This is a genomic window from Acinetobacter sp. UBA3132 (assembly GCF_002364825.1).
Taxonomy (GTDB): domain Bacteria; phylum Pseudomonadota; class Gammaproteobacteria; order Pseudomonadales; family Moraxellaceae; genus Acinetobacter; species Acinetobacter schindleri.
Genome location: NZ_DEZM01000166.1, coordinates 1 through 6,725 on the forward strand (window position 1 = coordinate 1; position 6,725 = coordinate 6,725).

General features: G+C 43.8%; 10 protein-coding genes. 8 read left to right on the plus strand and 2 right to left on the minus strand.

The annotated features are described in order from the left end of the window. The coding region (locus tag B4033_RS08915) for an elongation factor P hydroxylase (RefSeq protein WP_286833285.1) at positions 1-459 on the minus strand (459 nt) is incomplete at its 3' end. A 99-nt stretch (positions 460-558) separates the two neighbouring features. Between B4033_RS08915 and B4033_RS08920 the strand changes: the two genes are divergently transcribed. From B4033_RS08920 to lysM, 6 genes are all read left to right on the plus strand, one after another. After that, entirely contained in the window at positions 559-1,116 is a 558-nt protein-coding gene (locus tag B4033_RS08920) for a YceD family protein (RefSeq protein ID WP_004811191.1), read from the plus strand. A gap of 77 nt (positions 1,117-1,193) precedes the next feature. Then, complete coding sequence (gene rpmF / locus B4033_RS08925) at positions 1,194-1,376, plus strand: 50S ribosomal protein L32 (RefSeq protein WP_004783304.1); 183 nt, start codon at positions 1,194-1,196, stop codon at positions 1,374-1,376. Positions 1,377-1,621: 245 nt separating this feature from the next. Continuing rightward, positions 1,622-2,608 (plus strand): ACP S-malonyltransferase, encoded by a 987-nt coding sequence (fabD, locus tag B4033_RS08930; RefSeq protein WP_286833288.1) that lies wholly within the window; start codon positions 1,622-1,624, stop codon positions 2,606-2,608. Beyond that, positions 2,605-3,339 carry a 3-oxoacyl-ACP reductase FabG gene (gene fabG / locus B4033_RS08935; protein WP_005221077.1) on the plus strand — a complete coding sequence of 245 codons (735 nt, stop codon included), beginning with the start codon at positions 2,605-2,607 and terminating at the stop codon, positions 3,337-3,339. The genes fabD and fabG overlap by 4 nt, the downstream gene beginning before the upstream one ends. Before the next feature lie 86 nt (positions 3,340-3,425). Then, positions 3,426-3,662, plus strand: coding sequence for an acyl carrier protein (gene acpP, locus B4033_RS08940; protein WP_004646101.1), 237 nt, complete (start codon positions 3,426-3,428; stop codon positions 3,660-3,662). Between the two features lie 185 nt (positions 3,663-3,847). Continuing rightward, positions 3,848-4,354 carry a peptidoglycan-binding protein LysM gene (gene lysM / locus B4033_RS08945; protein WP_286833291.1) on the plus strand — a complete coding sequence of 169 codons (507 nt, stop codon included), beginning with the start codon at positions 3,848-3,850 and terminating at the stop codon, positions 4,352-4,354. An 81-nt stretch (positions 4,355-4,435) separates the two neighbouring features. On the opposite strand, the gene B4033_RS08950 is transcribed toward lysM, so the two are convergent. Continuing rightward, entirely contained in the window at positions 4,436-4,903 is a 468-nt protein-coding gene (locus B4033_RS08950) for an Lrp/AsnC ligand binding domain-containing protein (protein ID WP_004811183.1), read from the minus strand. Between the two features lie 139 nt (positions 4,904-5,042). Between B4033_RS08950 and B4033_RS08955 the strand changes: the two genes are divergently transcribed. Beyond that, complete coding sequence (locus tag B4033_RS08955; protein ID WP_286833293.1) at positions 5,043-6,302, plus strand: D-amino acid dehydrogenase; 1,260 nt, start codon at positions 5,043-5,045, stop codon at positions 6,300-6,302. A 23-nt stretch (positions 6,303-6,325) separates the two neighbouring features. Beyond that, positions 6,326-6,725 (plus strand): alanine racemase (locus tag B4033_RS08960; protein ID WP_286833296.1); only part of this gene is annotated, 400 nt, incomplete at its 3' end.

A 6,725-nucleotide genomic window follows, 5' to 3' on the forward strand; every position in this document is an offset into this window, starting at 1 on the left:
AAATTTACGCCCAAAGGCTTTGGCAAACATCCATTCAATCGCCTGGGGCTTGACTTCTACCTGTTCAAATAAAGCTTGCTGTTCCTGGGTGCGGCCATCTGGCGCATACCAGTAGCCCAGATCTGGCAATAGACGACGCTTGTCACCTGCAATGGTCCAGTGGCTGATCTCATGCAGGGCACTATTGAAAAAACCATGCGCAAATTGAATGCGGGCAGGGGTATCTTCAGTAGCCGGGAAATATTCTGGTTCAAAATCACCACGGACTAATGTGACATTTAGGTGGGAAAACCAGTGATTAAAGTGTAAGATGAGCCAATCAACCTGTTCTGCTTCTGACGATACATTCGCCCACGGTAAGCGTTGCACTTGCTGTAGTGAGCTGTCAGAATCCAGAGTTGAAAGTGTGCTAACGAGTGATGAAACATTCACTTCTGTTTGCGGCTGCAACAGATGCATGACTGAAATTACCCAATTGGTCTGTCTAAAAATAAGTACAAAATTGTATCTTAATCTTTGACAGAGTTCTGATGAATTTGTAGAATTGCCGCCTTAATTATGTCAGCAAATACCTTTCCGGCACAGATTGAGCCGTTTAAATGGGCTGAACAGGGCTTTAAATGGTCAGGTCAACTGCCTTTATCCCGCTTTGTTCGTATTGCTCGTGAAGCTGTTGGATCAATTGATGATCAATTGATTAACATAGACTGTAAGCTATCAATGGATGCTTATCATCGCATTGTGTGGCTAGATGGCCATGTTGAAACGAAAGTTCCAATGGAATGCCAGCGTTGTCTGGAAACCGTTGAGATTGAACTCGTTTCAGATTTTCATCTTGCCCTTGTGGATGACGAATCACTGATAGAGCGCTTGGATGAGGATGCTGATTTCATCGTCTTAGGTGAAAGTGAAGCAACGACGAAAGGTTCATATGATGCACCTGCCACCGCTGATTTACTGGCACTCATAGAAGATGAATTGTTATTGTTGATGCCGTTGTCTCCTAAGCATGATGTTTGTGAGCATAAGCACCAACCCGCTCAAGAAGAAGTTGTTGAAGAAAAACGGGACAATCCGTTTGAAGTTTTGGCAGCTTTGAAGGGTAAACTTAACTAATTTTTGTGTTATACTCATACGTATAAGACAATCGAATTTGTTCTGATCCATTTTTTCGATATTTGTAAGGAGCCATCATGGCCGTTCAGCAAAACCGTAAAAGTCGCTCTCGCCGTGACATGCGCCGTTCACATGACGCTTTAACTGAGAATGCATTAACTGTAGACCAAACTACTGGTGAAACTCATCGTCGTCACCACGTATCTAAAGATGGTATCTACCGTGGTCGTCAATTATTCGCTAAAGCATCTGCTGAATAATTGATGATGTATTAAGCGTTAAAGCTTAGTAGAAAAAATGGGAGCGTTAAGCTCCCTTTTTTTATGCCTGATTTTATGCACAGGTTTTGCGGTCATCATGTGAAGTCGCGGTTTTTGTTGTATTTGGCAATTACCCCAGCCAAAATTACGTGTTAAATTGCGCTCCACAATGGGTAAGGTGATCTGATCGGCCAATTTTAGGTCTAAGAAAAGATTCGCACCTCTTGAATGAAAGGATTTTATTTATGTCTGCTAAACAACTCGAACAAGCAGCTCAAGCAACTAAAACTGCATTTGTGTTCCCGGGTCAGGGATCGCAGAAGGCGGGCATGCTCGCTGAACTTGCAGAACAGTTTAGTGGTATCCGCGATACATTTGCTGAAGCATCTGAAGCGGTGGGTTTTGATCTGTGGCAGATTGCACAGACGGGTGAAGGTCTGAACCAGACTGAATTCACTCAACCGGTCCTTCTGACTGCATCGATTGCATTATGGCGTGTATGGCTGGAACTGGGTGGTGTTACACCAAAGTATCTGGCTGGCCATTCTTTAGGTGAATACAGTGCACTGGTTGCATCTGGTGCGTTAAGCTTGGGTGATGCGGTGAAACTGGTCAACCTGCGCGGTAAGCTGATGCAAGATGCAGTACCACAAGGTGTGGGTGCAATGGCGGCAATTCTGGGTTTGGAAGATGCTCAGGTTGTTGAACTTTGTACACAGGCAACAGCAGCCGGTGAAGGTTCGGTTGAAGCAGCCAACTACAATGCCAAAGGTCAAGTCGTTGTTGCAGGGAACAAAGATCGTGTTGATGCGGTAATTGAACTGGCAAAAGAAAATGGTGCTAAAGCGATCGCATTGCCTGTATCTGTTCCATCCCACTGTTCACTGATGAAACCTGCGGCTGAACAGTTTGCTACGGCTTTGGAACAAACTGCCATTGAGCTACCACGTATTCCTGTAATACAAAATGTGGGCGCAGAAATTGCAACAGATGTGAATGCATTACGTCAGGCACTGACTGCGCAATTGTATGAATCTGTACAGTGGACCAAAACCCTGCAGTTCCTTCAAGACGAAGGTATTGCATATATCGTGGAATGCGGTCCGGGAAATGTACTTGCCAATATGGCAAAACGTTTACCAAATATCGAAAAAGCACTTCCACTGGATACTCAATCCCGTCTGGAAGATGCATTAAACACCGTATTGGTGGCAGAAGGGAAAATTGCATGACACAGGAACGTAAAGTTGCCTTGGTGACAGGTGCAAGCCGCGGCATTGGTGCTGCAATTGCACAACAACTCATTCAGGATGGCTACTTTGTAGTAGGAACTGCCACTTCTGAAGCTGGTGCTGAGAAATTATCTGCACAGTTTGCTGAAAATGGTGCAGGTAAGGTCCTTGATGTGCGTGATGGTGCAGCCATTGATGCACTGGTGACTGAAATTGAACAGAACTATGGTCCAGTTCTTGCGTTAGTGAACAATGCTGGTATTACCAAAGATAACCTGTTGCTGCGTATGTCAGAAGATGACTGGGACGATATCCTGAACATTCATCTGAAAGCCGTTTATCGACTTTCCAAACGTGTCCTGAAAGGCATGACCAAGGCACGTTTCGGTCGTATCATTAACATCAGTTCTGTAGTGGCGCATTTTGCTAACCCGGGTCAGGCGAACTATTCTGCTGCCAAAGCAGGGATCGAAGCGTTTAGCCGCAGTCTTGCAAAAGAAATGGGTAGCCGTCAAATTACGGTAAACTCTGTGGCACCAGGCTTTATTGCCACTGAGATGACTGAACAGTTAAGTGAAGAAATTCGCAAGAAAATGAGTGATCAAGTGGCATTGAACCGTCTCGGTGATCCACAAGATATCGCAAATGCCGTAAGTTTCTTGGCTTCTGACAAGGCAAGTTACATTACAGGTACTGTAATTCACGTAAATGGTGGTTTATACATGAGCTAAGGGGCTTAAGTATAAACTTTCCAAATTTTTTAGATTCAATTAAACTAACGGCATTAAAAACGCCACAAGCAATGAGGAGAATTCCTGTGAGCGATATCGAACAACGCGTTAAGCAAGCGGTTGCAGAACAACTTGGTATCAAAATCGAAGAGATTAAAAACGAAGCATCTTTCATGGATGACTTGGGTGCTGACTCTCTAGACCTAGTTGAACTGGTAATGTCTTTCGAAAATGACTTCGACATCACAATTCCTGATGAAGATTCTAACGAAATCACAACTGTTCAATCTGCGATCGACTACGTTTCTAAAAAACTTGGTTAATCGTTGATTCTTAGCTCTGCTAAGCCTAAAGACCACCGCAAGGTGGTTTTTTTGTGCCTGTGTTTTTCTTAGTGGTAACTTACATTCATTAACAGGAAGCTTACCAATGATTAACTTCTGCTTAGGTGAATTCCGCTATAAACAATAGGGAGATAAAAATCCAGACAACAATAAGGGAGTCTTCCATGGGTATTTTTGATTTTGTAAAAGGTATTGGTAAGAAAAATACCGCAGCGGCAGAACCGCAACAGACACCTGCTGCACAACAAGCACCTGCGGCTGCGCCTAAAGCAGCTCCGGCAGAGCTATCGGCACAAGAAATTGCCAACAAGTTATTGGGTCATGTTAAAAGTTTAGGGTTGCCAATTAAAGGTTTGTCAATTAGCTATAACTCTACTTCTGATCTGGCAACTGTGCGTGGGCAGGTACAAAATCAGGCCGATCGTGAAAAAATTATTCTCGCGGTAGGAAATATTGATCATGTGGCCAAAGTGGATGACCAGCTTACGGTGAGCAGCCCTGAACCAGAAAGTAAATTTTACACGGTAAAATCAGGCGACAGTTTGTCAAAAATTTCTAAAGAATTTTATGGCGATGCCAATCAATACAACAAGATTTTTGAAGCCAATCGTCCATTATTAAAAGATGCTGATGATATTTTCCCGGGTCAGGTGCTACGTATTCCTGATTAATATTTTTAAACTTTCAGATTTTTCAGATTAATGGCAAAGCTCCTTTTGGGAGCTTTGTTGTTATTGTCGATAACTAGAGTATTAAATACCGACATCCAGATATAACGTCTCTTTTACTTCTTCCATCACCACATAACTGTGTGAAGAGGCAGAAGAAGGTAGTTTCTTTAATAGATCGCCCAGCAGGCGGCGATAAGCACTCATCTCTTTCAGGCGTGCTTTGACCAGATAATCAAAATCTCCAGAAATCAAATGGCATTCCAGTACTTCAGGAATTTCACTCAGGTCTCGTGCGACCTGTTCAAATACATCACCGGATTTGGCTGAAAGTTTAATTTCAAGAAAGACCAGTAAATTGCGTTCCAGCTTTTCTGGATTGAGTCGGGCGTAATAGCCCATGATAATGCCATCGCGTTCCAGTCGCTTCACACGCTCAGAGCACGGGGTGGTGGATAGGTTCACCCGAGCTGCCAGTTCACTAATCGCAATACGTCCATCACGTTGCAGAATATCCAGAATCATACGATCAATACGGTCTAATTTGCGCATTCATTATTCCCTTAATTTTTTAAAATCACGCGAGAAATCTAGTGGATTCACTGAATATATTACTTTAAAACAGTGAAATTCACTATTGATCCAAAAATATACTAGTTAAATCAACTAGAAGAATTTTGAGGGTAAGGCAATGCGTGTTTTGGTCTTAGGTAGTGGTGTAATTGGTGTGGCAAGTGCCTATTACCTGGCACAGCAGGGTGCAGAAGTAACTGTACTTGACCGTCAGACTGGCCCTGCTGAAGAAACCAGTTTTGGTAATGCAGGTCAAATCTCTCCAGGTTACTCGACACCGTGGGCAGCACCTGGCATTCCATTTAAAGCAGTGAAATGGATGTTTCAGCATCACGCACCCTTGGCGATTAATTTAGATGGCAGCATGTGGCAGTTGAACTGGATGGCGCAAATGCTGAAAAACTGTAATCCAGCCAGCTATGCCATTAACAAAGAACGTATGACCCGTGTAGCTGAATATAGCCGTGACTGTTTACGTGAATTGCGTAAAGAAACCGGGATCAGCTATGAGCATCGTTCCAAAGGGACTTTACAGGTATTTCGTAATGAAGCCCAGTTGGACATGGTGCAGCGTGATATCGCTGTATTACAAGAGTGTGATGTGCCGCATGAATTATTACTGGGAGCTGATTTGGCAAAAGTTGAACCTGCCTTAGCACATGCTCAAGATAAACTGGTCGGTGGCTTACATTTACCCAATGATGAAACCGGTGATTGCTATCTATTTACCAACGCCTTAGCCAATGTTGCCAAAGAATTGGGCGTACAGTTCAAGTTTAACCAGAATGTGGAACATCTGCTAACTGAGGGCAATGAAATTAAAGGTGTTGTCGTCAATGGTCAGGTATTCACTGCGGACAAATACGTGCTGGCATTTGGTAGTTATTCACGTGATTTCTTAAAACCGTTGCATCTGGACTTACCAGTTTATCCAGTAAAAGGCTATTCACTCACGATTCCAATCGTTGATGCCGATTTTGCGCCGCAATCTACGGTGCTGGATGAGACCTATAAGATTGCTATCACTCGCTTTGACCAGCGCATCCGCGTGGGTGGTATGGCTGAGCTAAGTGGCTTTAACCACAACTTAAAAGATAATCGACGTGCCACTTTGGAAATGGTTACCCAGGAATTATTCCCGGGTGGTAATTTGGCTGAAGCCAGCTTCTGGACGGGTTTACGTCCAATGACGCCAGACAGTACGCCAATTATTGGAAAAACCCGTTTTAAAAACCTGTTCCTGAATACCGGACATGGCACTTTGGGCTGGACCATGGCCTGTGGTTCGGGCAAGTTAATCAGCGATATTGTACTGGATCATAAAACCGAGATTAGCACGGAAGGGCTGTCACTCGGACGCTATTCACACGCGGCTTAAATTACTGTTTCAAGGAAGAATCTATGCCACGTCCAATTCAAGCTGTAGTGCATTTAGATGCATTGCAGCATAACCTGAATATTGCTAAAGCTTCTGCTCCGAATGCTAAAGTGTATGCTGTGGTCAAAGCCAATGCCTATGGTCATGGCATTGAACGGGTTTATACGGCGTTTCAGGGTACAGACGGTTTTGCTTTTCTGGATATTGAAGAAGGTAAACGGCTACGTGCACTGGGATGCAAGAAACCGCTGCTGTTGCTCGAAGGTATTTTTGCACTTGAGGATTTATTTGAATGTGCAAAGCATGACATGAGCTTTGCCATTCATTCCCGGCATCAAGTGCAATGGCTGAAACAGTTTGCCGAAATAGCCCCGGATGCCCAGTTTGATGTGTTCTTGAAAATGAACAGCGGCATGAACCGTC